General features: G+C 58.1%; 13 protein-coding genes. 12 read left to right on the top strand and 1 reads right to left on the bottom strand.

All coding sequences use genetic code 11. The features are described from left to right. The first annotated feature begins 5 nt into the window (after positions 1-5). The 6 genes from EDC27_RS02090 (at position 6) to EDC27_RS02065 (ending at position 9,047) form a co-directional block, all read left to right on the top strand. Positions 6-2,042 (top strand): tetratricopeptide repeat protein, encoded by a 2,037-nt coding sequence (locus EDC27_RS02090; protein WP_123288954.1) that lies wholly within the window; start codon positions 6-8, stop codon positions 2,040-2,042. Positions 2,043-2,920: 878 nt separating this feature from the next. Continuing rightward, on the top strand, positions 2,921-5,215 hold the full coding sequence (locus tag EDC27_RS02085; protein ID WP_123288953.1) for a tetratricopeptide repeat-containing sulfotransferase family protein: 2,295 nt from the start codon (positions 2,921-2,923) through the stop codon (positions 5,213-5,215). Between the two features lie 19 nt (positions 5,216-5,234). Beyond that, positions 5,235-6,815 (top strand): class I SAM-dependent methyltransferase, encoded by a 1,581-nt coding sequence (locus EDC27_RS02080; protein ID WP_170161519.1) that lies wholly within the window; start codon positions 5,235-5,237, stop codon positions 6,813-6,815. Between the two features lie 564 nt (positions 6,816-7,379). Next, positions 7,380-7,736 (top strand): hypothetical protein, encoded by a 357-nt coding sequence (locus EDC27_RS02075; RefSeq protein ID WP_123288951.1) that lies wholly within the window; start codon positions 7,380-7,382, stop codon positions 7,734-7,736. After that, positions 7,690-8,301 (top strand): class I SAM-dependent methyltransferase, encoded by a 612-nt coding sequence (locus EDC27_RS02070; protein WP_123288950.1) that lies wholly within the window; start codon positions 7,690-7,692, stop codon positions 8,299-8,301. Before EDC27_RS02075 ends, EDC27_RS02070 begins: the two co-directional genes overlap by 47 nt. 374 nt (positions 8,302-8,675) lie before the next feature. Further along, positions 8,676-9,047, top strand: coding sequence for a hypothetical protein (locus EDC27_RS02065; protein ID WP_148045648.1), 372 nt, complete (start codon positions 8,676-8,678; stop codon positions 9,045-9,047). A gap of 248 nt (positions 9,048-9,295) precedes the next feature. Here the strand turns inward: EDC27_RS02065 and EDC27_RS02060 are convergent, their stop codons facing one another. After that, the gene (locus EDC27_RS02060) at positions 9,296-9,514 is read right to left on the bottom strand and encodes a hypothetical protein (RefSeq protein WP_148045647.1); all 219 of its coding nucleotides are present in this window, start codon (positions 9,512-9,514) and stop codon (positions 9,296-9,298) included. Between the two features lie 683 nt (positions 9,515-10,197). On the opposite strand from EDC27_RS02060, the gene EDC27_RS02055 reads away from it, so the two are divergent. The 6 genes from EDC27_RS02055 to EDC27_RS02025 all read left to right on the top strand — a co-directional run bounded on the left by EDC27_RS02055 (position 10,198) and on the right by EDC27_RS02025 (position 25,288). Further along, a complete protein-coding gene (locus tag EDC27_RS02055) occupies positions 10,198-12,528 on the top strand; it encodes a DUF4214 domain-containing protein (protein ID WP_123288947.1) in 2,331 nt (776 codons plus the stop codon). An 807-nt stretch (positions 12,529-13,335) separates the two neighbouring features. Continuing rightward, positions 13,336-15,303, top strand: coding sequence for a glycosyltransferase (locus EDC27_RS02045; protein ID WP_170161518.1), 1,968 nt, complete (start codon positions 13,336-13,338; stop codon positions 15,301-15,303). Between the two features lie 458 nt (positions 15,304-15,761). Continuing rightward, the gene (locus EDC27_RS02040) at positions 15,762-17,408 is read left to right on the top strand and encodes an O-linked N-acetylglucosamine transferase, SPINDLY family protein (RefSeq protein WP_123288944.1); all 1,647 of its coding nucleotides are present in this window, start codon (positions 15,762-15,764) and stop codon (positions 17,406-17,408) included. Between the two features lie 847 nt (positions 17,409-18,255). Further along, positions 18,256-20,385, top strand: a complete 2,130-nt coding sequence (locus EDC27_RS16645; RefSeq protein WP_170161517.1) for a DUF4214 domain-containing protein — start codon at positions 18,256-18,258, stop codon at positions 20,383-20,385. 480 nt (positions 20,386-20,865) lie between these two features. Beyond that, positions 20,866-22,113, top strand: a complete 1,248-nt coding sequence (locus tag EDC27_RS02030; protein ID WP_123289152.1) for a glycosyltransferase — start codon at positions 20,866-20,868, stop codon at positions 22,111-22,113. 256 nt (positions 22,114-22,369) lie between these two features. Further along, a complete protein-coding gene (locus EDC27_RS02025) occupies positions 22,370-25,288 on the top strand; it encodes a glycosyltransferase family 4 protein (protein WP_123288942.1) in 2,919 nt (972 codons plus the stop codon). The last annotated feature ends 46 nt before the right edge of the window (positions 25,289-25,334 follow it).

The raw sequence follows: 25,334 nt of genomic DNA, 5'->3' as shown, positions 1-25,334 counted from the left end.
CACGTATGGAATTTGATGAAATATTCGCCAGGGCCAAGCAGCAGACATATCAGGGCGACTATGATTTAGCCATTCACCTGCTTTCTGATGCGCTTAAAAAACAGCCGGATAACCTTGAAGTGCTGTCGTTTTTGGCTGAAGTTTATATCCTTAAGAACAAAAAAGATGACGCCAAACAATGTCTGGAACGGCTCCAAAGCCTCGACCCCCATTCACCAAAACGCCATCGAGTGACCGCCAGATTATACCTGGCCGAAAACCAGCTTGATGAAGCTCTGGAAGCGGCTTCCAAAGCGGTTCAAGAAGACAACGTGAGTGCGGATAACTATGTGGTGCTGGCGGCGGTCCTCTGCAAAAGGCAGGATTTCGACAAGGCTGAAAATTTCCTGAATATAGCCATTGACCTGGATCCCAAAAACCCTGAGGCACATTATTATAAAGCTGTCCTATCCAACCAAGCCAAGCAGTATGCCTCTTCCATTCGTATCATCAAAAATGTATTGGAAGAATATCCTTCTTTACACAAATTCTGGTATCTTTTGGCCGTGGCGTATAAGGAAACCAATCAGCCGAAATTAGCTTTGGAAGCCATAGATAAAGCTCTCAAACTTCATGCCGACATTCCAGCATACTACCTCTGCAAAGCCGAAATTCTTCCCAACCTGAACCGCAAGGACGAAGCTGTCAACGTGCTTTCTGACTACATGGAAAAATTTGGCGAGGACGCGGAATCCTATACGGTACTGGGTTTTGTTTACAGTACCCTTGCCAAACATGAGGACGCCCTGAATTCTTTTGATAGAGCGATCCACCTGAATCCCAATCACAAACAGGCCTACCTGAAGAAGGCCAGGCTTTTGACGGAAATGCACGAACTGGAAAAAGCCGTGGAGTGCCTTGAACGCCTCGTTCCCATCGATCCTCACGACGCCGGTCTGATCGCTCAAATGGGCCATCTCTACAGCATGATGAATCAACCGGATAGGGCGGTGTCGTTCCTGGACAAAGCCATACGCATGGATGGCCATGATCCCATGGCCTATGTGTATAAAGGACAGCACTTTGTAAGGATGCATGACGTAAAAAGCGCCAAGACCATGTTTCAAAAAGCCATGGATTTGCCCTTAAAATCGCCCATGGCTTATGTGCAACTGGCCCGAATTCACGCTCATGAGGGAAAGTTTTCCGAGGCTCTGGATCTCCTGAACGAAGGATACCGGTTTTTTCCTGGCCACCAGGGGATTATCATGCTCTTTTCGGATGTGGTCGGGTGCGCACCGCCTGACTACCCCCTTTCCAAGGGCTTTTTGGGAAAGGTTCATTTAAACCTGGCCTCCGTTTGGAACAAGTACAATACGGAAAAGTTGCCGGACGATGATGCAATCAAAGACTTTGTAAACAACATATTCAATGTGTTAAGGTCTTTCAGGATTTATAATCTTCCCGTGCAGATATCACAGATATTCAGGGGAGATCCCTTGGAGGCGCACTGCCATAAGTGCAAGGCGTTGTTTGATTACAAGAACGTGATTCCCGAAGTCTGCTTTGGTTGCTACAAAGTGGTCCTGACCTTCAGCAAGCTGACCGATTGTCTTCGATACAATTTTCTGATGGACAGAGTGGATCCCAAGGCGCCCATTCGCCGCAAGCTGATGATTGATTCAAGAGGTTCCAACAAGGGAAGCCTGAAGGGATTTTACTACACTCGAGACTGGGATGAGGCGCACAGAATCGGTGCGCATTTACAAGAAGTCATGGCGGCCCATATGAAGTATGATTTTAGCGTCAAAGTCAAACGCGGCTGTTCTGAGTTTCAAGACGCACACCCTGAATACAATGACTTGGATGAGAACGGTATGTTGGTGATGACGTGCCCGGATTCGTGGAAGCAAATTGAGAAGGACTTTTTCAGCCGCCGAAACTTCGAAGTGCTTGAAGTACGCACCAAATACGATGAATTAGGCCTCACACTACAGGATGCGTTCGTAATCCGTAACTGGCTCAACATAAGAAGATTCCACGGACACGACGACCTCCAATAAGAGCCGGTGGGGGTCAGACCTTTACTTTTGAATCACCTTCTCCTTTGGAATGGAATGAGACTTTCCATTTTCCGCCTCAAATTCCCATAAGTGCGTGACGCACGGTCACCCTGCTCTGCATTCAAGACACATTACTGCGCAATACTAAGTTTAGGCTTTTATTTTTAAACCGCCTGGGGACGCATGAATCCTTGCTGTCTCGCGGGATAGGGAGGCGGCGGATAAATGTGCGCCCGGGATGACACGGAATACGCAATACTGGGGTCAGACCTTTTCTTTTGAGAGTGGGGTGATACTTTTTAGTTTCCGGCGGGTTGATTCAATCTTTTATTGCCCGCCAGGGCATTGAATTCTCACAAGGACGACACGGCAATAAATCATGCGCCGGTGGGAAGATCCTTAGACGGCGACGTCGGCACCCATACGATGGGCCGAGGTTGCGGCGCCGGAAGGGCGCGACCGGCGGTGCCGGCCAGGGCCGCAGGCTGGGCACAACGGCCGTGGATGGCATCAGGCGCAGAGCCGGGGAAGGCGGCGTGATTTTATCGGCCCTTGGCGGCGCCGAAATGATTCACCGCTTCGGGAGGATTAGGACGGACGACGTCTTTTAAGGCCTACCGACCATGATTTCCACCGCCGATGGCCGCCATAGCGTTGTCCGCAACACTAGGGGCACGAAAAAGCGTTCAGGCCATGGCCTTGATGCATGCGCCAAATGATCACCGGGACCACGAGACGGCCCACCCGTTAACCAAAGAAAGCTTTTTCTCAGTGACTACCTGAAGCACATTCACCGAGGATGGTCGGGCTGGGGGGCCTCTTTGGGGCTTGACAAAAGGGGAGGCGGACCGGCTTAACTCGAGGAAGATGGAAACCCCATGAACGACATTGAGGAAATTCGCCGCCGGCAACAGCAGGCGGACAATTCTTACCTTGAAACCTGGCTTTCGGAAAATCCCCACGTGCTTTTTACCGACGAGCCCGCCTGGCGGGCTTTGGTTTCGGTGATTCTTTTCCAACTGGGCCGGGGGGAGGATGCTCGGCCGTTGCTGGAAGGGCTCAGCGAGGCGTCTTTTTCCGAGGATTCGGCGGCGCTTTCCGACTATGGGCTGGCTCTTCTTTATGCCGGCGATGGCGACGGCGCGTTGGCCGCCTTGGAACGGGCGGCATCCCTTCCCGGCGCCGATGCCGTGGCCCATGCGCGCCTGGGTGCGCTGCAGGTGGGCCGCAACGAACTCGCCCTGGCGCGCCGGTCCTTTGAACAAAGCCTGGCCCTGGATCCCCAACGGGCCGAGGTGCTCAGCAACCTTGGGGGGGTGCTGGTTCGAGAATCCCGCCTTCAGGAAGCGCTGGAATACTACAACCGAGCGTTGGCCCTTAAGCCGGATTTGACCATCGCCGCGCAACAGCGTGACCTCATTTTGGCCCAGCTCGGGCGGCTGGACGAAGTGCTTTTGGAACGCCAGGAAGCCCTGGAAAAGAATCCGGACGATCCTGCGGCGCATCTGGCTCTGGCCCGTGTGCAGTGGCAGGCCGATCAGCGTGACGCGGCCGTGGCGACCCTGGAAGCGGCCATCGACCGCCTGCCGGGCAAAGACAGCGTGGTGGTGCGCCAGGTCCTCATCGGGTATCTTTTGCAAGACAAAAAAACCCACAAGGCCGGCGTCCTGCTGAAAGAGTGGCTGGAAGAACCGGACTGGCTGGCCGAGCTTCCGGACGATGAAGCCCATGAGGTCAAGCGCCGGCTGCGGTTGCTTCTCAATGAAGCGCGCATTGAAAGCGGCTTTTTGGATGCCGCCGAGGCGGACCTGGAGGAATTGGGTCAGGAGTGCGACGGCGAGCTGCGTCCTCGATGCCGACTGCTTTGGGCCAAGCTTTTGATTGAACGGCAGCGGGCCGAGGAAGCCGTGGCGGTGCTGGAAGAGATTGTGCATGCGTGGCCGGGGATGGTGGAAGCCTACACGCTGCTTTCCCACACGCTGGCGTCCCTTGGCCGAATGGACGAGGCCGATGCCTGGTCGGATCGCGTGCAGCAGCTCAATCCCATGGCCGTGGTGCAGCAGGTGGAAAAAGACCGGCATCAGGCCGACGAGACCCAGTTTGCAGCCCTCATTCGCATCAAGGACAACGTCATTCTTCCTCGCGAGCAGCGCAGTGCCGCGGCCTTTGCCCTGCACCGCGTGCTGGAAAAACGTGAAGAATACGACCGGGCCTTTGAGGTGCTCATCGAAGCCAACGAGCTCATGAAGCCCTTGCTTTCCTACGACTGGCGGGAGCATCGCCGAGAGACCCTCAAGGTGCTGGAAACCTTTACCCCTGAGTTGGTGGCCGAACTGGCCGGCAAGGGCATGCCCGGACGGCGGCCCATCTTTGTTGTGGGCATGCCGCGATCCGGCACCACGCTGACCGAACAGATTCTCGGCAGCCACAGCCGAGTGTTCGGCGCCGGGGAACTGGGCTGGATACCGCGCATCACTCGGCTAATCCCCAAGGTGGTGGCGAGCCGCCGGCCATGGCCCGCCGGAGTGGCGGACCTGGGCGAAGGGGGCCTCAAGAGCGCCGGAAGCTATTATCTGCAAAAAATCGGCGGGCTCGACAGCACCCATGAGCGCGTGGTGGATAAGATGCCCCACAACTTCGACTACCTGGGCCTCATTGCGCTGGCTCTTCCCGAGGCGAAGATCATTCACTTAAAGCGGGAGCCGCGCGACGTGGCGGTATCCAACTACCAGCAAAACTTTGCCCAGTACCATGGGCTCATGGGCTTTGCCTATGATCTGGAATGGATCGGTGAGATGCTTAACGACCACGACCGAATCATGAGCCACTGGCATGCCCTTTTTCCCGGGCGCATCTTTGAACTGGACTACCAGGAACTGGTCCACGAGCCGGAACGGGTGATTCGAGCCCTTTTGGACTTCTGTGAGCTGCCGTGGGAGGACCAATGCTTGCGGTTTTATGAAAACAAGAGCCAGGTGCGCACGGCGAGCATCCGTCAGGTGCGCCGGCAGCTCTATACGGCTTCCGTGGAAAAATGGCGGCGCTACGAACGTTGGCTCGAACCCCTGGAACGGACGTTGGCCAAAGGGTTTCGGCCTCTGGACGACGAGGAGCAGGCGCCGGAAGAGACGGTGGCCACCCCGACCCTCATCGGCGTCACCCGGGCATGGTGACAAGGAGGAAAGGCTGACCATGGATGAAGCAGGCGCATGGCTTGATCGGGGCGCGTCGGAATATGTGCAGGATGTGGAGTTTCCTTCCGGTTTCGTTGCCGATTTAACGCCGGCCATTTTGAGTGTCGTCGCGGCGTTTGAAGGGTATCAGCCTCCGGACCCGGCCGGTCCCTTTCGCTATGCCGAACTGGGCTGTGGTGACGGCACGACGCTGCTGGCCCTGGCGGCGGTGAACCCGCAGGCAACCTTTGTGGGGGTGGACTTTAATGCGGCCCATATCGCCGAAGCCGAACGGGTTCGCGCCCGGCTGGGCCTGGACAATGTCCGTTTCGTTCAAGGAAGCTTCGCGGAACTGGCGGCGGCATCGGGCCAACCTTTGGGAGACGACCCGTTTGACTATATGGTCAGCAACGGGTGTTACGGCTGGCTGGACCGAAAGCAGCGGCTGGCGGTGGAGGAGCTGGTGAAAGACCGGCTACGGCCCGGTGGCCTGTTGTTTGTGGAGTATTTGGCCCAGCCGGGTAAGGCGGCCATTGCGGCCATGTGGAAGCTGGCCCAGGCTCTGGCGCCGCCCACGGCATTTGACACGTCGCGCCGGCGGGCCGAACATGCCCTGAAAGAGCTTGAAAAGCTGGCCAAGCGAGGCATGGGCTTTTTTGCGGCCTATCCCGGGGCGGCGGCCACCCTTCGCCGCTACCTCACGGGGGGAGCTTTGCAGGGGGACACGGACCGGCTCAACCATTTTGCCCACAATTCCCTGGCCGCCGGTTTTGAACCCAGGTATTTTCACGAAATGTACGACCGCATGGAGGAAATCGGCCTTTCCTACGCCGGAAGCACCATGCTGCATCTCAATGATCCGGAACTGGCCGTGCCGCCGGCCCAGGTGCCCACGCTGCGGGAACAGACCGGGCACCGGCTGCGGGAACTGATCAAGGATTTCATTCGCAACACGCACACCCGGCGCGATGTGTGGGTGATGCGGGCCGAGGCCGACCGGGACGGGGCGGATGCGTGGTTGGCCGGGCTTCGGCTTTTTTCCCGCATGCCGGCCGACGCCATGCCCAGAAGCCTGGCGGTGAACAAGCAGCACCAGGTGCCGCTGGTGGGGCCGCTGTACGAGCAGCTGATCGCCGCATCGGATACACATGCCGGCGCGAGCCTTAAAAATCTTGGGTTGAGTCCGGCCCAGGCGGCGGTTGGGCGCAAGATGCTGCTGAGGCTGCTGGCCAGTGGCGGGTACCTTTTGGGCATTCGCCCGGCGTCGGAGATAGGCCACAGGGGACGGCTGCAGCCGGTGAACCGCTGGTTGTTGGAACGCGCGTTGGAGCGGGGAGGTGGCGGCCATCTGGTGTCGCCGGTGACCGGCGGGGCCGCCATTTCATGCCATGTTGTGGAAACGGCGTTGCTGCTGTCTTTGAACGACGCGGAAGATTGGAACGCGCCGGACCGTGTGTTGCAGCGTGCCCGAGCTCTCCTTGATCAAACCCAAAGCCAGAGAAAGAACCAACCCGAGGTGAAGGAAGACGACCTGCGCAGTGCCTTTGAGCTTCTTGCCGGCCGAAAACGCCTCAACATGCAACGCACCGCCATCATTTGACCATCCTGGGGTCGACGCACATGGGGTCAGACCTTTATTTTTGAGTAGCTGCGTCCCTTTCATCAACCTGACGCACATGGGGTCAGACCTTTATTTTTGAGTAGCTGCGTCCCTTTCATCAACCGACCGAATGTCAGTGCCGGGCCGTGGATTTAGGGCAGGCCGCAGGCCTGCCCCTACAGTTTTGGGGGGGAAATTTTCGGTTTTCGCCGTAGCCATGACACACATGGGGTCAGCCCTTTAACCATCCTGGGGTCAGACCTTTATTTTTGAATGGCCTTCTGCTTGATGAGCCGACCCAACGCGAGGGCCGGGCTGTGGATTTTGGGCAGGCCGCGGGCCTGCCCCTACAGTTTTTGGGGGGGAAATTTTTCGCACATGGGGTCAGATTGAGTTTTGAGCGGTATCCATCGCATGTTTAGGTGAGGCCTTTATTTTCTGTGAGCGGGCGGGGCATCGGCGTCCAATTGGACTGGGGAGTTCCCTCGTGGCGTGGCCTGGCGTCTCTCGATTGGACAACGCCAACATTGACATGGCCGGGCCCCGGGTCCTTTCACCGGTAGAATGACCCGTGTTGAAACCCTGAGGGTGAGCGTGTCGGTCATTGCCAGCCAGCAAAGCCGGTTTATCGGCGAGCAAGCCTATGCTATGGTGAGCCGAATCGGCCCGCCGGTGCCTGCGGCAATGCATGCCTATGCCAATGCGCGCATTGCAGTGGATCTGGCCCGCGAAGGTAAAGGGATGGCCAAACTGCGCGCGACGCCGCAAGACCGAATGGGGGCCACTTCACCGGTGGCCGTGGTTGGGTTTACCTGCCACGAGGAGACGACCTCATGGACCTTTTGCGCATTGGAGGCCAAAAAGGCGCAGCAGCATGAACCCCAAGACCTTCCTCCACATCGGCTGCGGTTCCAAGCGTAAAGACCAGACCACGCGCGGGTTCAACTCACCGGCGTGGCGCGAGATTCGGCTGGATATCGACCCGGCGGTGCAGCCCGACATTGTTGGCACCATGACCGACATGGCGGCCGTTCCCAATGAATCGGTGGATGCCATCTTTTCCAGCCACAACATTGAACATCTCTATCCGCACGAGGTTCCGGTTGCCCTGCACGAGTTTCTGCGCGTGCTTAAGCCGTCAGGGTTTGCCGTCATCACCTGCCCCGATTTGCAATCGGTGTGCGCGCTCATTGCCGAGGACAAGCTCACCGAGCCGGCCTACGTGGCCCCTGCCGGGCCCATTGCGCCCTTGGATATCCTCTACGGGCACCGCCCGTCGCTGGCGCGCGGGAACCTGTACATGGCGCACCGTTGCGGTTTCACGCAAAAGGTGCTGACGGGCACCCTGCTTGCTTCCGGCTTTGCCACTGTCGTGGCCATGCGGCGGGGCAGGCCGTACTATGATCTGTGGGCCATTGGCAGCAAGCGCCCCAGGTCGGACGACGAAATGCGTGCTTTGGCTGCGGAGCACTTTCCGCATACGTAGTGGGGTCAGACCTTTATTTTTGAATGGCCTTCTGCTTGATGAGCCGACCCAACGCGAGGGCCGGGCCGTGTGTTTGGGGCAGGCACAAGGCCTGCCCCTACAGTTTTTTGGGGGAAATTTTCGGTTTTCGCCGTAGCCATGACACACATGGGGTCTATTTTTGAAGGTGGCGAATCCTTCCTGAGGGGTGGCCAAAATCCCTTTGAGATTCATTGCACAAGAGGTATGGCGAGGGCGGCGCAAGCTTTTTTGTTTGGGTGCCAAACCATCGCCCCTGGCGACGGCGAAGACGTAAGTTCCCTTGCCAATTTCGGCGCCCATGACTCCCTGACGGCACCGAGCGGATCGAGATCGGTGCGGGTGATACCGAAGCCGTGAACGCGAACCTGACCAACGCGAAGAAATCCGAGAAGCTCTCGTTCAGCACCATGGGTACGTTGTCAAATGTTTCGGTCAACGCCACCCAGGTTGGTGCGGCGACCCTGGCATTGAACCAAGGCGCGGGCAGCGACACGTTGTATCTGTGCAACCTTACAACAAGTGTGAGTGGTATGCCCCGCATGACGATGACCGGCGCGTCCGGCACGCGTGCGCCGGCCACGATCAACACGAGTGCCACGCCGGCGTTCGGCGACATTTACATGATCTGGGCCATGCGGTTTTGTATCCGGCGTTCTTCCTCCGTGCAGGGCGCCGCTTTTTACGGAAGACGATGGACCCATGCGAGGGTGAAGCGAACGACGTGAGTCGCCTTGGGGTCGTTCGATTCCTTTGAAGACAATTAGGGCCAGAATGGGCGCGTCGGGGTGCGATGAGACCACGAGCTCGGTGGCCGCGGTGCCGTTGGGTCTCAAAGGGCGTCCGTGATATGACGGGGCCGTTTTGAAGAGCGTAACGCGGCACCGGCTGGGTCAGGGCTTTTTCTGAAGCCTCCAAGGTCATAGGGTAGGGGCGCATTTTACGGGAAAGCACGACCACCGTGCGGGCAGACGGCCTAGGGACCGTCCATGAGCGTGACCTTGTGCATGAATCCCAAAAGCACGTCCATCCGCACGGCCGCACAGCCCAGCGCAGAGGCGCGTTCCATAGGATCGAAGCCTTCCGGAGACCGAGAATCGTAAAAGAGTTGGCCCATCACATGGCTGGCGTGGGAATGGCCCGAGGCGGTAAGAGGGTTGTTGGAAGCCAGAGGGGGAAGACCCGTGTCGAGCATCCAGGCGTCGGGTCTGAGAGCTTGCCAGGCCTCCGCCTCATGGATGCCGGCGCGTTGATGCGCGGCACCGGGGCCTGAAGGAAAGTTTGAGACGCCGGCAGGAAAAGCATGTACCAAAGTCGGCGCGACTCGGCACGCTTTGCAAACATAGGCGGCCGATGGTTTCCTCCGTCGGACCGTGCCACGGCGCGGTCTTTGTTGCTAAACTGTGGTGAGTCTTTGTTGTCGCTCGTTTAGACCAACCACGGTTTTGGGCTTCCAAGTGTTTTGTTAGCTTTTGCCTTTGTTTTCTTTCGCATGCCGCTCCCGTCTGCGATTCCCGGCCGCGATTCCTTTCGAGCACGTCGTGTCGCCGTGTTTCGGCTTTTGAACCTTTGGTCTTAGGGCGTCTATGATGTTTTTATGTTGGGGACGTCCTTTGCTTGATCCGCAGGTGTTATGGGGCGCTTGGGCCGTAAGGTGCGCTTTTTCCTTGACAACCCTTTGACTTTGAGAAAATAGAGACGTCAAACTATTGTGTTTTATTAAGCCATGGATCGCTTGAGTTAGTCTCAATGATCAAAGCCAAAAAGGGAACCGAGTGATGCCAAAGAGGAAAAAGCCGCCACGGCAAGAGTAAGAATTTTGCGCGGGGTGAACGGCTTTTTGTTTTCATCGGATGAAGACCAGGCGAGGAGGAAAAAATGGCTGAATTGACCACCAAACAATGGATTGAAGCTTTTTTCGTGGCCTATTTTGGGCGCGCCGGGGATCGTGAGGGTGTGGGTTACTGGTTGAACCTTGTGGAAACCGAGCTGTTGGATCTTGCCGGCGTGGCCGAAAACTTCGCGCCGTCAGAGGAAGCCAAGGCGAAGTATACGTATTTCAACGCCGTGTTCGACTATGAAGGCTACCCCATTACCGATGCCATGTACGAGCAGTTTGTCTCGCAGGTTTACCAGAACCTGTTCGAACGGCTCCCCGACGACGGTGGGAAGGCCTACTGGGTGAATCAGTTAAAGACCGGTGCGTCCAGCCCCGGCGCCTTTATCGCTCACCTCATCAACGCCGCGTACGAGGGCCGGGAGGGCGATTCTACTAGGGATTGGGCCACCATCAGGAACAAGGCCCTGGCGGCGGAATACTTCACCCAGTACGTGGTTGATAATAACATCCAATGGAGCGACGAGCTGAGCCAGCAGTCGATCGCCGTTTTGGACGATGTGGGCAGCGACAGTGACCTGGACGTCGTTTTTCAGCAGATCGAGGACGCCATCACCCAGGTGGGGCCACCCGGCGAGGTCTACACGCTCACTACGGGTGTGGATACCATCGAGGGCACCGCCGGCAATGACACCATCATTGCAGATAATACCGGTACTGCCAAGCAATTGACTGCTGCGGATCAGATCGACGGCGGCGCGGGTAACGACGTGCTCAAGATTTATGCTGCGGGGGATGATAACCTGAGTCAAACCGAGTTCGGCACTCTGAGCAACGTCGAAAACATTTACATCAATAACGGCGTGCTTTTTGGAACGTTGGATGTTTCCGGTTTGACAGGTGTCACCGGTATCGCCCTTGATAGCCCACAGGAGATGAAGGATGGTGACACATTCACATTGAAGACCGCGTCGGAGCAAACCGTATCGCTGGCCAAGGTCACCGGCGAAGGTACCGTTGAGCTCTATGATGCCTCGGATGTGACGCTCAACGGTGTGGATATTAAGCTGGACCTCGCTTCAAAAGGCACCGCATTAAAGCTTACCACCACGGGTGAGCAAAGCGACATTGAGCTCGCCAATACAGGTGGTAATCTCGCAAGCTTGACGATTGTTGCCGACACGGATCTCGAGATCATCGAGTCACTACCTGGGCTTAAAAACATAGACGCATCTAGCAGCACCGGCGATGTAACCATCGACGCCTCGGGACTTCCAAGTGACAACCATCTGACCTTTAAGGGTGGGGCCGGCGAGGACATGGTGATCTTTGCGGAAGGCCATCTTACGGCCAATGACAATCTCGATGGCGGTCCCAACGAAGACTTGATATTGGTCCTTGATAAGGTAATGAACTACGCCGGTATTAATGCAGCCAAAAATTTCGAGGAACTTGGTTTGGGTGCCGACACGACCGTGGATATTGCGCAGATCACCAACGGCATCCAGAAGTTCGGTGCTTTAGGAGGCTTGACGGTAGGCTTCGAAAATGCATTGTCCACGAACAAGTTCTTCATTGTCTATCTTAAAGACACTAGCGACGGAGGTACTATCAGCATTTCCAACAAGGTGGGTGAGACGGCGACCACAGTGATCATTTCCAATGAAAGCGAAGGGGGAAAAACACTGAGTGAGTTGACACTTAACGGCGCACTGAATATTACGCTGATCTCCGAGGGGGAATCGTCGTCGGTTACCAACACCATTCAAAAGTTCAATAATTTAGACAACAGTGCAATTACCGTCGAAGGCAATGCCGATTTAACGTTTGGCCTGGCCTCGGCCACTACCACCGGCTCAAAGGTCGATGCTTCCGCCTTCACGGGGTCATTGACGGTTACCGGGTCAGGGAAGGGTGACGTCCTTATGGGCGGCTCCGGTGACGACACCCTAATCATTGCCGATAATACAAAGGGCATCAGCGAGCTCACGGGTAATGGCGGTAGGGACACATTCGATGTGGGTGGGGCCATCAATACGGGTGAAACCGTCGATGTCGTCATCACCGACGCTGCCGCCGGTGACAAGATTGTCCTCGCCGACAAAGGGTCTGAAACCTGGACCAAGGGTGCGGTGGATGTCAGCAGCGCCGCCAGCCTCGCGGCCGCCCTTGATATTGCCTGCGCGGGTGATGGCAGCACAAACGCCATCATCAAATGGTTCAAGTACGCGGACAATACCTATATCGTCGAGGATATGAGTGCTGATGCGAACTTCGTCGCGGAGACTGACCTGGTCATCAAGCTCACCGGACTTGCCGATCTCTCAGACTCCACTTACGAGCCGGATGCTAATCAGCTGACCATCGTCTGATGTCCAGCGACAGGCACCCGCTGCTCCGCGGGTGCCTCCTTTGCCTCCTTTGGGGTCAGACCTTTAATTTTTACTCGGTAATTATCCACAAGCCCCGCGGACCATGGTCATCCCGGCGCCTATTACAGTCAGACCTCTACATTTTACCGGCCGTCGGATCGTTGGGCTCCCATTAGGCTAAGAATCTCCCTTTTGCGCGAGGGATATGGGAGTAGGGAGCTGTGGACTCCCGCGTGCACGGCTGTGCGGACATGGGGTCAGACCTTTATTTTTTAGGGAGCCGCTTTGCCCGCCGAATTCACCCATCACATCGAACCTTTTCCGTTGATCTTTGAGTTTTAAAGGCGACGCAGCGGGTGGTTCAATGCATGGCGACGACGCGGTCTTTGTGGGCGATTTCACGGGGCCTTTGCGGCAGATCTTTGATGCGATCATGGATCTGGCCGGGTTCGTCATCTTTGAACGATGTGACAACGGCCCTGGCCGGACCGTCGCTCTTCGGGCCCAAAGCCGTTTGTCGAGGCCAGGTGCGAAGGCCGAAAGGGTCACTTCGCGTTGGGCTTGATGCGGAAGGAGAAGCCAAGAGCACCGCGGTCACCATCAAGCCCATTGTGGCCTTGATTCCCGGGGGGCATTACGGTAGCTTGAATCGTCCGTGCGCTACATTCTGAGACGCGGCGCGAAATTCTTTTTTAAGGTGCTGTGAGTATGCCTAAGCCATCCTCGGCGAGACCTCGAAAAATCCTTTGGGCGAATCGGTATTGTCTGCTGGATACGTCCAGCGGGGCATCCATCGAGGTGCGGCAAATGTTGTTGCAGCTTAAGCGCCGTGGGTGGGACGTCCGAATCCTCGGTTGTACGGTTTTTGACTCGGAACGGGGCATGACCCTTCTGAAGCCGCATCTGGACCCCAAACCCACAACACGCTTTGTGAAGGTCAAGGACCCTGACGGACTGGATCATACGCTGGTGGTCACCCAATCGATCCATGCTAAAGAGACGACCAACGACGAACTTAACCAGTTGTTTTCACTCTATTTGACCACGCTGGATGAATTTCAGCCGGATTTTGTGTTTTTTTATGGCGGCAATGCGTTTGATCTTTTGATCGCCGATGAAGCGCGGTGTCGGAACATAAAGACGGTGGCGTATTTGGCCAATTCAAATTACTTGGGCAGTACGCGCTGGTGTCGGGATGTGGATCTGATCTTAACCAATACCAAGGCCACGGCCCGGTTTTATAAGGAAAAGATGCAGCTTGAGGTCACCCCGGTGGGCATCTTTGTTGAGCCCGGCAAGGTGGTTGCAGACCATCACGAGCGCAAACACATTCTCTTCATCAATCCAAGTTTCGAAAAAGGCGGGGCGTTTGTCGCCCAATTGGCCTGGCTGATGAGCAAACGCCGACCGGACATCACTTTTGAAGTGGTGGAATCACGGGGTCTGTGGCAGCCCATACTGCATGCCGTGATGAAAACACTTGGCGAAGACAGGCATGAATTGCCCAATGTCATCGTAACTCCCAATCAAGCGGACATGCGTGTCGTGTATGCACGGGCCCGTCTTGTGTTGATGCCGAGTCTATGTTGGGAGACTGCCGGTCGCGTGCTGGCCGAAGCCATGCTCAACGGCATTCCGGCCATTATCACGGATCATGGCGGCATGCCGGAAATGATCGAGGACGGCGGGATTAAATTCAAACTGGACCCTGATCTCCATGAGCCGCCTTATACCAAGATCCCTAAAGCTTCGCTGCTGGGCCCGCTGATTGACCGCATCATCGCGCTGTATGATAACGAGCCGCTGTATCGGGCTTTTTGCGAGCGTGCATGGCGTGTTGCCCAACGTATTCATAATATTGACAGAAATACGGATCGCCTGATCGAAGTCCTGGAAAAATTAAAACGCAAACCCGACAAGCACAAAACAAGAAAATTCCATAAACAACCGCAGGCGAGAGTCAAGCAAGCGCCGTTCACTCATGAGCGCGTGTGGCAGGAGATCTGTGCACGGTTTCCCATGTTTGCTCCCAACAGTGCCGACTGGACCGGCGGACTTCAGGCACGGGCCGAGCTCACTGCGCAGGCTGCCCCGGCCACTTTCTCGGCGCTGGAAGCCTTGGCAGCTAAACTGACAGGCGTGCCCAGTTTGCAGCCACAGCCTTTGAGTGCGCTCAGGCTCGATGAGGGTCAGCGTGAATTCGCGGCGGTGATGGCCGAGCGTTTTCATCATTACGGTTCTGATAAAGCCCGAGTCCATGGCTACGAACAGCTTTATGCGTGGTTGCTGGCGAAAATGCGGGATCATGAGGGTTCTTTGCTTGAAATCGGCTTGGGCACGAACAACGTGGATACGCCGTCCAATATGGGCGCAGCAGGCAAACCCGGCGCAAGTGTCCGCGCTTTTCGAGACGTGCTTCCTTATTTCCAGATCTACGGAGCCGATGTCGACCGTCGCATCCTGTTTGAAGAAGAGCGTCTGCGCACATTCTATGTGGATCAGACCAACGGCAAGACATTACGGGACCTGCAACGGCAGATCGGCACGCCGCTGGATGTGATCATCGACGACGGCCTGCATGCGCCGCACAGCCAGCTCAACACGCTCCTCTTTGCGCTCGAAGCCCTCAGGCCCGGTGGATATTTAGTTGTTGAAGATATCATGCCTCCCCAGCTACCCATTTGGCGTGTGGCCGGCTCCCTCCTTCAGGGGCTCGGTCATGATGTGACAATCTATCAGTGTCGCGCGGCGCTTGCGCTGCTGCTGCGTAAATAGCACGTGGGGTCAGGCCTTTATTTTTGAATGGCCTTCTGCTTGATGAACCGAGTTAACGCGAGGGCCGGGCCGTGTTTTTTAAGGGGTCAGACCTTTATTTTTGAGTAGGCAGGTCCTTTCCCGACCGAATGTCAGGGCCGTAAAGGCTGGGGTCAGACCTTTAATTTTTACCCTTCGAGCGAACACGCGTGGGGTCAGACCTTTATTTTTGAATGACCTTCTGCTTTCATGAGCCGGCCTAACGTGAGGGCCGGGCCGTGGATTTGGGGCAGGCACAGGGGCCTGCCCCTACAGTTTTTTGTAAAGGCTGGGGTCAGACCTTTAATTTTTAGCCTTCGAGCGCCAGGCGTTGAAACCCATGGCTTTTGGGCGAAGGCACCGCCGTGGATTCCCGTTTTCGCCGTTGACGTCAATGCCCACATGCGGGATCGAATGTTTTTCAGGGAAGGTGAGCTTCCATGCACGATGTGGTCGGCGAATACGAAGGCGATGGGCATGCGCCTATGAAGGCAACCACGGGGCCATCAGGGGCCCCATCCCACGCACGCCTGATGCAGGAAGCGCAACGGTACGCCCGGTCGGGGCGTTTTGCCGAGATGCTGGCGGTGTGCCGTCCCGTCCTCGACGATGCCAAAGCGGATGTGTCCCGCCTGCTGGATATCGGGGCCTTGCTTGCCGGCTGCGGCTTTCTGACAGAGGCTCAAAGCTTTTACCGGCGTGCTCGGGCTCTTGATCCAACCGACCTGCGTGCCGTGCTGAACATGGCCAACCTGGCCCACGATGCGGGCGAACATGCTGCAGCGCGCCGCTTGTATGCGCAACTGCTGCACGCGTTGCCGGACAACCCGGTTGTGCGCCGAAATGCGCTGATAGCTCTGGAATACGACCCCGAGGTAACGGATGCAGAGCGGCTGACGCAGGCCCAAGCTTGGGGCGAGTGGGCCATGGCCCGGGCCGGCGGCGAAAGGCCACGTCCGCCACTCATTCCTTTGGCCGATCGGGCGTTGCGCATCGGTTATGTGTCTGCCGACCTGTGCCAGCACACCGTCGGCCTGTTTGTCAAGGATGTGATCAAAGCGCACGATGTCAGTCGAGTGGAGGTGTTTGCCTACAGTGCCGGGCGGGTGAAGGATTGGGTCACCGAACAAATTCGGGCGGCTTGCCATTTTCGCGACGTCGCCGCACTGGACGACATGGCTCTCGTGGAGCAGATTCAGGCCGACCGCATCGATCTTCTCGTCGATCTTTCCGGCCACACGGCCGGTTCCAGGCTGACCGTCTTCGCCCATCGCCCCGCCCCGGTTATGGTGAGTTGGCTGGGTTACTTTGCGACCACCGGGTTGTCCTGTATGGATGCGGTGCTGCTGGATGCCTGGCACGCTCCGCCCGGCACCGAAGCCCAGTTCGTCGAACCGATTATTCGTTTGCCGAGCGGTCGGTTTTGCTATCAGCCGGTGCCCTGGGCGCCCGCGACGGTGGCTTCGCTGCCTCTTGAGCGGAACGGTTTCATCACCTTCGGTTGTTTCAACAACACGGCCAAGTTCAACGACGGCGTGTTCGATGTGTGGGCGCAGGTGCTGCGAGCGGTCCCCGATGCCCGCTTGATTTTGAAGTGGCGCACCTTCAACGATGAAGGCTTTCGGCACAAGATCACGCAAGCCTTTGTGGACCGTGGGGTTGCCGCCGAGCGCATCGACTTGCGCGGCCCCAGCTTTCATGCCGATCTGCTCAAGGAATACGGCGACGTGGATATAGCCCTCGACCCCTTTCCCTTCACCGGTGGACTGACGAGCTGCGAAGCGCTGTGGATGGGCGTGCCCGTCATCACTTGGCCTCAAAGCCGGGTGGTCAGCCGGCAAACTTACGCTTTTTTGTGCCAGATTGGTCTACCGGAACTGGCGGCGAAGGATGGCGAGGACTATGTGCGCATCGCCGTGAGATTGGCCAAAGACCGCCAACGGCTGCTTCGCCTACGCAGTACCCTGCGTCGGCGCATGCAAGCCTCTTCCCTGTGTGACGTGACCGGCTTTACCCGGCAGCTGGAAGATACGCTGATTGGGCTTTACCGCAAGATTGAACACGTGGAGTCAGACCTTTATTTTTGAATGGCCTATTGCTTGATGAACCGACCCAATGCGAGGGCCGGGCCGTGGGTTTAGGGCAGGCCGCGGGCCTGCCCCTACAGTTATTGGAACACGTGGGGTCAGACCTTTATTTTTGAATGGCCTTCTGGTTGATGAACCGACCCAACGCGAGGGCCGGGCGGACTTTTGGGGCCAGCATAATCACCTCATGTGGTGGCGAAATGGCAACGAAAAGGTTTTGTTTTTCTGCTTAACATCTTGCTTTTTATATACATATTGTGTAGTGAAAATTCCTTCAAAAAGCCGACTCAACGAGTGCGCAGAAGGCGCGCATTCATCGTGGAAAGAATCCAGCGGATTTCCGGAAGGGAAGCCGGCACAGCCAAGACAACATGTTGCGCTTTATCGGCCGGCCAAAGCGAAGAGTGAGCCGACACGGCCGGGCCCATGACACCTTTCGGCGGGTTGAGAGGATCATGGCCCACGGGACGCGTTGAAGCAACCTCGGGATCTCGAACCGTTGGCAAAGGCTCGGCGAAAGAGGTTCGCTCAGGGTTAGCCCAAATGGGCTGATTTTTTTAAAAAAATTGCGAGAAAGAAGATAGGGGTGCCCTTTAATTTGTTTGATGTGGGAATGCCGATGGCGATTTTTAAAAAAACCTCCTGCGGGCATGAGGAAATGCGGGGGGTACGGCTCCACGGCAATGGGTTGTCGTAGACGGCGAAAGATTCGTTGGGTCAGCGCGCAATGGACGGGGAAGCCAAAAAAAGGAAGAGGTGACCCCGAAGAAAAAACCCCGCGCCAGGAATGAGGGGGTTCTGCGGCGTTTTGTTTGAAGGGGATGAAAAATCAGGCAAGGAGGAAAAGATGGCCCGTGCATTGACCACCAAACAATGGATTCAAGCTTTTTATCTGGCTTATTTTGGGCGCGCCGGGGATCCTGACGGGGTGTCCTTCTGGAGCATTCAGGTGAACAATGGAGTTTTGGATCTGGCGGGCGTGGCCGAAAACTTCGCGCAGCAACCGGAAGCCACGGCGCAGTACGCGTATTTCCACGTCGTGTTCAACGCGTCGGGTGAACCCGTGACCGATGCCATGTACGAGGAGTTTATCACGCAGGTTTACCAGAACCTGCTGGAAAGGTTACCCGATGCCCAGGGGATGGCCTACTGGCTGGGTGTGTTGAAAAATGGTGAATCCAGCCCTGGCGCCTTTATCGCCAACATCATCAACGCTGCGATGGCGGGTCAGGAAGAGGATTCATCGGAGGATTGGGGCACGATCTGCAACAAGTCTGAGGTTGCGGAGTCCTTCACAGACTACCTGATCGAGAATAACATCCAGTGGACTCAGGAGCTGAGCGATCAGGTGAGTGCCATTTTGGACGAAGTGGACAGTACAAGAGATCTGAACGAGGTGCAGCAGCAGATCGAGGAGGCCATCAACCAGGTTGTCGGCGACGACGACAACGACACAGGCGACGATAGCGACGATAATGACGACAACAATGATAGCGACGACAGCGACGATGGCGATACGATCACCCCTCGCCCTGGCGATGAAACGATCGCGGGGACCGCGGGCGACGACACCCTTCAGGGGACCGCGGGCAACGACATCATCTACGGCTACGGCGGCGACGACAAAATCTACGGTTATGGCGGCGACGACGCCATCTTCGGTGGAGCCGGTGCCGATCGCATCGACAGCAGCGACGGTGATGACCGTATTGACGGTGGCGATGGCGACGACACCATCTACGGTGGTCCCGGCGCCGACCTTATCGATGGCGGAGCGGGCCGTGACTACATCCGAGGCGACGCCGGCGATGACACGATCTTCGGCGGAGCCGGCGCCGACCTTATCGACGGCGGCGGGGACGCCGACCTCATCGATGGCGGAGCCGGCGACGACACCATTGACGGTGGCGATGGAAACGACACCATTGCCGGCGGGGACGGCAACGACCGCATCCTTGACGCCGCCGGTGACGACAGCATCTCCGGCGGGGATGGCAACGACACCATCAAGGGCAACGCCGGCGATGACAGCATTGACGGCGGAGCCGGCGACGACGTCATCGAGGGCGGGGACGGCGACGACACGATCTTGGGCGGGGATGGAAGTGACACCATTGACGGCGGCTACGGAAACGACAGCATCTCCGGCGGACTCGGCAACGACCGCATCTCAGGCAGCTATGGCGACGACACCATCTTTGGTGATGCCGGCGACGACCGCATTTACGGTGAGAACGGCAACGACCACCTGGACGGCGGAGCGGGCCATGACACCATCGGCGGCAACGTCGGCGACGACACCATCCTGGGCGGAACCGGCAACGACCTTATCGATGGTGGGGACGGCGACGACAGCATGGACGGCGGCGACGGCAACGACCACATTTACGGTGCAAGCGGCGACGACACGATCTTGGGCGGGGAGGGCAACGACACCCTCGACGGTTACGCCGGCGACGACCTTATTCAAGGGGGCGCGGGGGCGGATACCATCATCACGGGAACAGGTAATGACATCGTCATTTTGGACGCTTTTCAGAGCGCCGATAAGATCGTAGACTTTGGCCGCGATGGCGCGGACAAGCTCTACATTGACGTGGCCACGGGCACCACCGGCACCAACGCGGTTCCCGGCGCCGGCACAAAGCGCTCGATCGTGGTCCATAACGCGGCGGCTCCCAATGCGGTTGTGAACGTTGATTTAAATTTCTCCTCTGCCGTGGCGTTGTCCAGCGAAAATTACCTCTTTCAAGCCAACGGCAAGAATTCTCTTTTGAGTTTGATCACAGATCTATCCAACGAGGGCACCGAAGCCTTTTCCGGATTCGCCCTCGGCTATGACCGGGGCGCCGGCAAGTTGTATCTTTTCCACGTGACGGCGGCAGGAGGAGGGGCATTCAACATTACCGCCACCCGAACGCTGGTCACCATTGGTGCATGGACCACGCTGGATGCCGGCGACATTTACATTTTTTAAGGGGTCAGACCTTTATTTTTGAGTAGCCAGGTCCTTTCATCAACTGACCGAATGTCAGGGCCGGGCCGTGGATTTGGGGCAGGCACAAGGCCTGCCCCTACAGTTATTGGGGGGGAAACCTTTCGTTTTTTGCCGCACGCCCAGGCATATGGTTCATGGTGCGGGGAAGCATTTTGTTTTCGCCGTAGCCATGACATACGGGGGAGTCCTTGGGAGCACGCCATTGGGGTCCGGTTTGTCATTTTGCATGCCAGATTCTTGTGGGCCGGCGCAACGTCGCGTCCTTTGAGGGCAAGTTCTAGGGTTCGACGTGTGGTTGTTGGGAGCCGGGTGGTGTGGCGAAGACGCCCGTCTTGGCGGTAAAAAACCCGGGGGGCCAAAGATGGTTCTGCTGGGGTGTCGATTTTTTTCCTTACCGCACGGCGTTGGCCAAATCTTGGATTGCATGGCGAAATCGGTGACCATGCCGAAGGTGTGCGCATGAAGATACTCTTTATTCACCAGAACTTCCCCGGTCAGTTTAAGTTTTTGGCGCCGGCACTGGTTCAACACGGCCACACCGTCGTGGCGATGACGATGCAAAAGACCCAAGCCAGGACGTGGCAGGGTGTGCAATTGGTGCCCTACAGCGTGAGCCGGGGCACGGCGCCCCATGTGCACCCGTGGGTGAGAGATTTCGAGACCAAGGTCATTCGCGCTGAGGCGTGCTTTCGAGCGGCGCTGCGGATGAAGGCGGAGGGTTTTAGTCCGGAGGTCATCATTGCTCACCCCGGCTGGGGCGAGAGCCTGTTTCTCAAGGACGTGTGGCCTCGGGCCAAGCTGGGCATCTACTGTGAGTTTTTTTATCGCCGGCACGGTGCCGATGTGGGCTTTGACCCGGAATTTCCACCCTCGGATGAAGGAGAAGTGTGCCGGCTGCGCCTGAAGAACCTGAACAACCTGCTGCACTTCGATCTGGCCGATGCGGGCATCAGCCCCACCCACTGGCAGGCGAGCACCTTTCCGGAATCCTTTCGAAGCAAGATCACCGTGGTGCATGACGGCATCGACACCGAAACCGTCGTTCCCAACCCACGGGTGAACCTGACCTTGAACGGCACGCTGACGTTGACGAAGGCCGACGAGGTGATCACCTTCGTGAACCGCAATCTGGAGCCCTACCGGGGCTATCACATCTTTATGCGGGCGCTGCCGGAAATCTTGAGGCGACGACCCACGGCGCGCGTGCTGATTGTGGGGGGCAACGACGTGAGCTACGGGGCCAAGCCCGATGCGCAGCGCTACAAGGGGCTTTCCAGCTGGCGCGAGATCTTCGTCGCGGAGGTTCGCCCGCAGATTCCCGATGCCGACTGGGCGCGCGTGCATTTCCTTGGTCGAATTCCTTACCGGTATTTCGTGGCGCTCCTGCAGCTTTCAACAGTGCATGTCTATCTGACCTACCCGTTTGTGCTCTCGTGGAGCCTGCTGGAGGCCATGAGCGCGGGCTGCGCGATTGTGGCCAGCGACACGCCGCCGGTGCGCGAAGCCATTCGGCACGACGAAACCGGTCGGCTGGTGGATTTTTTTGACGTCCCGGCCCTTGCCAACGAAGTGTGCGCGTTGCTCGATGATTCGGCTGCCAGACAACGTCTGGGCGCCCAGGCTCGCGCCTTTGCCCAGGCCACCTACGACCTCAAGAGCGTCTGCCTGCCCAGGCAGCTTGCGTGGGTGGATGGTTTGGGTTTGTAGTAGGGGGGTCAGACCTTTATTTTTGAATAGCCTCCTGAAAACGTGGGGGTCAGACCTTTACTTTTTACTTTCGTGGGAGTGGCGAGGGGGGTGTTTGAGTGAGGGCTCCGGCCCGGGTCGGCGTGACCGACTCGGTGAAGATGCACAGGAGACGGTGCCGGTGAGCGATGGCGCGCGGGTTGCGAAACCGAAAGGCTTTTCGCTATAGTGGCGTGCTCGAATTGTTCCAACACTTGAGACAAAGGGGGGACATGCTGTGCACACCACGGCCGCTTTGCCCGCCGGAACGGCCCACGACATCGAACCTTTCCCTGTGACACCCTATGACGAGCAGACGGCGCATCGATTTCGAGATACCCTGCTGCTTCTCGGCCCGGCTCCTTTTTTTCAAGACGCCGGCCCCGTGGTGGAAGGCTTGCCCTTCCTTGCGGAAAACCTCAAAAATGAGCTCGGTGTCCCTTGCGCCCTGGTTCTTCTTGGGCCGTCGGCCGGTGTGCCGCAAGGTTGGGTGGTGGACCCAAGCCCTCCTTTGGTTCAGGGCGTTTCGCTTTTTTCACGACCCAATGCCGCCGTCACGGCCGCGCTTTTCCGCTGTGCCCAGGCTTTTCTGGCCCTTTGGCCCACGCCCGGTGCCGTGGATTCCTGGATTTACCAGGCCATGGCCCAGCAGGTCCCCGTGATCAGCGGCCCCGAAACGCCTGGGGGCGTGCGCCAGATTCTGGGCGACGCCGCCATGCACCTCACCACGTCAGACCTTTCCTCCCTGGAGGCCTTTCTTCGCGTTTTCTTGAGCGATCGATTGGTGCGCCGCCAGGTCGCCGCCGCTCAGGCCGCTCGACTGGTTCACTTGGGTCACGCCGCCCCTTCGGCTCGGCTGGACTACCTTGTCGACGGACCCTTTGACACCAGCTACAGCCTTGCCCTGGTCAATCGGCAAGGGGCTCGAGCCCTGGATCGCCTGGCTTCAGGCCGCGTGGGGCTCGATTTTCTCGGCCGCCCCGATGGCCATTCACGGTGCACGCCCGGCGCTTTGGAACGCCATCCCGATTTGGCCCACTTTTTTGCCCGAGCCCAAGGCCCCGTCGCCGTGAAGGCGACCCTGTGGAATTCTTATCCGCCCTATGTGAGCGGTCGGCCGGGTTTGGTGAGTGTTCTGCACAGTTACGGATGGGAAGAAACGGGCTACCCGCAGGAATACATTCGGCGGTTTGAGCGCTGTCTGGACGGCATCACGGTCATGTCTTCCGCCGTTCGAAAGATCCTCATCGACAACGGCACGGCGTTGCCCATGGCCGTCAGCGGCCTGGGTGTGGATCACATTCTTCAGACGCCGTGCGTGCCTTACGAAGGGGATTTGGGGGAAGGTTTTCGTTTTCTCTATATTTCGTCGGGCTTTCCACGAAAGGGCCTGGACGTTCTTTTGGACGCCTACGGGCGAGCCTTTACCGGCGCCGATGACGTGACTCTGGTGCTCAAAACCTTTCCCAATCGTCACAACCGCGTGGAGGATCTCGTGCGCGCCTTTCAGGAAAACCACGCCGACCCGCCTCGCGTGGTGGTGATCAATCGAGATCTTCCCGACGGCATGGTGCGGGACCTGTATCGGCGCTGCCACGCCTTTGTCGCCCCCACGCGCGGCGAAGGTTTTGGGCTGCCCATGGCGGAAGCCATGCTTCACGGCCTGCCTGTCATCGTCACGGAAGGAAGTGGGCAGGCGGATTTCTGCACCCATGAGACGGCCTGGCTTATCCCCGCGCGGTGGGCTCGCGCCGCCTCGCACCTCAGTGAACCCGGTTCCCTGTGGCTGGATCCCGATCGCGACGCTTTGGCCAAGACCATGCTCGCCGTGGCCTCGGCGTCTTCGGAAGAGCTGGCACCGCGCTGCCGAGCGGCTCGGCACTTGGTGGCCAGCCAATTTACCTGGGACCGATGGGCCCAAAGAACGCAGCAGGCCGTTGAAACCTTTGGCACGCCGTCCCCGTGGCGCTATCGGCCCATTTCGATGGTGTGGGTGTCCACGTGGGGAGGCCGATGCGGCATCGCCCGCTACAGCCAGTACCTGCTGACGCCGCTCCTTGACCGACCGCACGCCGTTCGGGCCACCGTGCTGGCTCCGGCCTGGGAATCGCCCTTGGTGCCGGATCCTTCATTTGTGCGCCGGGCCCCTCACGGCCCGCAGGTGGTGGAAGATGTTCTTGACGCCGTGGAAGAGACCCAACCCGCCGTTGCCGTGATACAGTATCACCCGGCGTTTTTCGGCGCCGATCGCCTTGCGGCCTTGGTGGATGCCCTGCATGAACGCGGGGTGCTCGTGTGGATCACCTTTCATGCCGTGCGCCAGACGGCCGACGCGCTGAGAGAAAACGCGGCGGTGTTGCGCCGGGCCACCCGGCTGGCGGTGCACACCCTGGAGGACGTCAATTTCTTTCGAAGCCTTGGCCTGGACGACCGCACGGTCTTGTGGCCGCACGGCGTGCCGACCTGCGAACCTCAGGATCTTGACGCGGCCAAGCGGCGTTTTGGCCTGGAAAAGAAGACCGTGGTGGCGACCTTTGGTTTTCTCATGCCGCACAAGGGCGTTTTGCCGCTTTTGGCGGCCTTTCAAAAGCTTCTCGGGCGATTTCTCAATCTTTTTCTGGTGCTGGCTACCTCTTCATACCCCACGGAAGCCTCGGCGCGGCACGCGGATGAGGTGCGCCAAGCCATTCAGGCCATGGGTCTGGAGCGTCGAACCCTCTTTCTCACCGACTTTCTTGAAGACCGGGCGGCTCTGGCCCTGCTGCAGGCGGCAGATCTCATCGTTTTTCCTTACCAGCACACGGAAGAATCCTCCAGTGCGGCGGTGCGCTTCGGGCTTGCCGCCGGTAGGCCAACGGCCTGCACGCCCCTTGGCATCTTTGACGATGTGGCGTCCGTGGTGCATTTTCTGCCGGGAACCGACCCCGAGGCGCTGGCGCAGGGGATTGGGGACCTTTTGGCCGATCCGTCCAAGCGGCATGCCTTGCAGGATCAGCAAACTCGATGGGTTGCCCGCCACGCATGGCCTGTGGTGGCCCACCGCATGGAACGCGTCCTTCGAGCCCTGCTCATGAATCCCGACGCCGCGCGCGACGGCGGGGTGGCGGGCGAGAGGCCTGCTCGAGGTCCAGATCTTCGTGGCAACGGTGCGCCCTAGGTGGAATAAAACCGTCAGGTTTCGGGCGCCCGATTTGCCTTTCGGG

It is taken from the genome of Desulfosoma caldarium (assembly GCF_003751385.1).
GTDB classification, from domain to species: Bacteria; Desulfobacterota; Syntrophobacteria; order Syntrophobacterales; family DSM-9756; genus Desulfosoma; species Desulfosoma caldarium.
The sequence above is the reverse complement of the archived record's forward strand: the minus strand, read 5'-3'. Positions and strand labels throughout refer to the sequence as shown.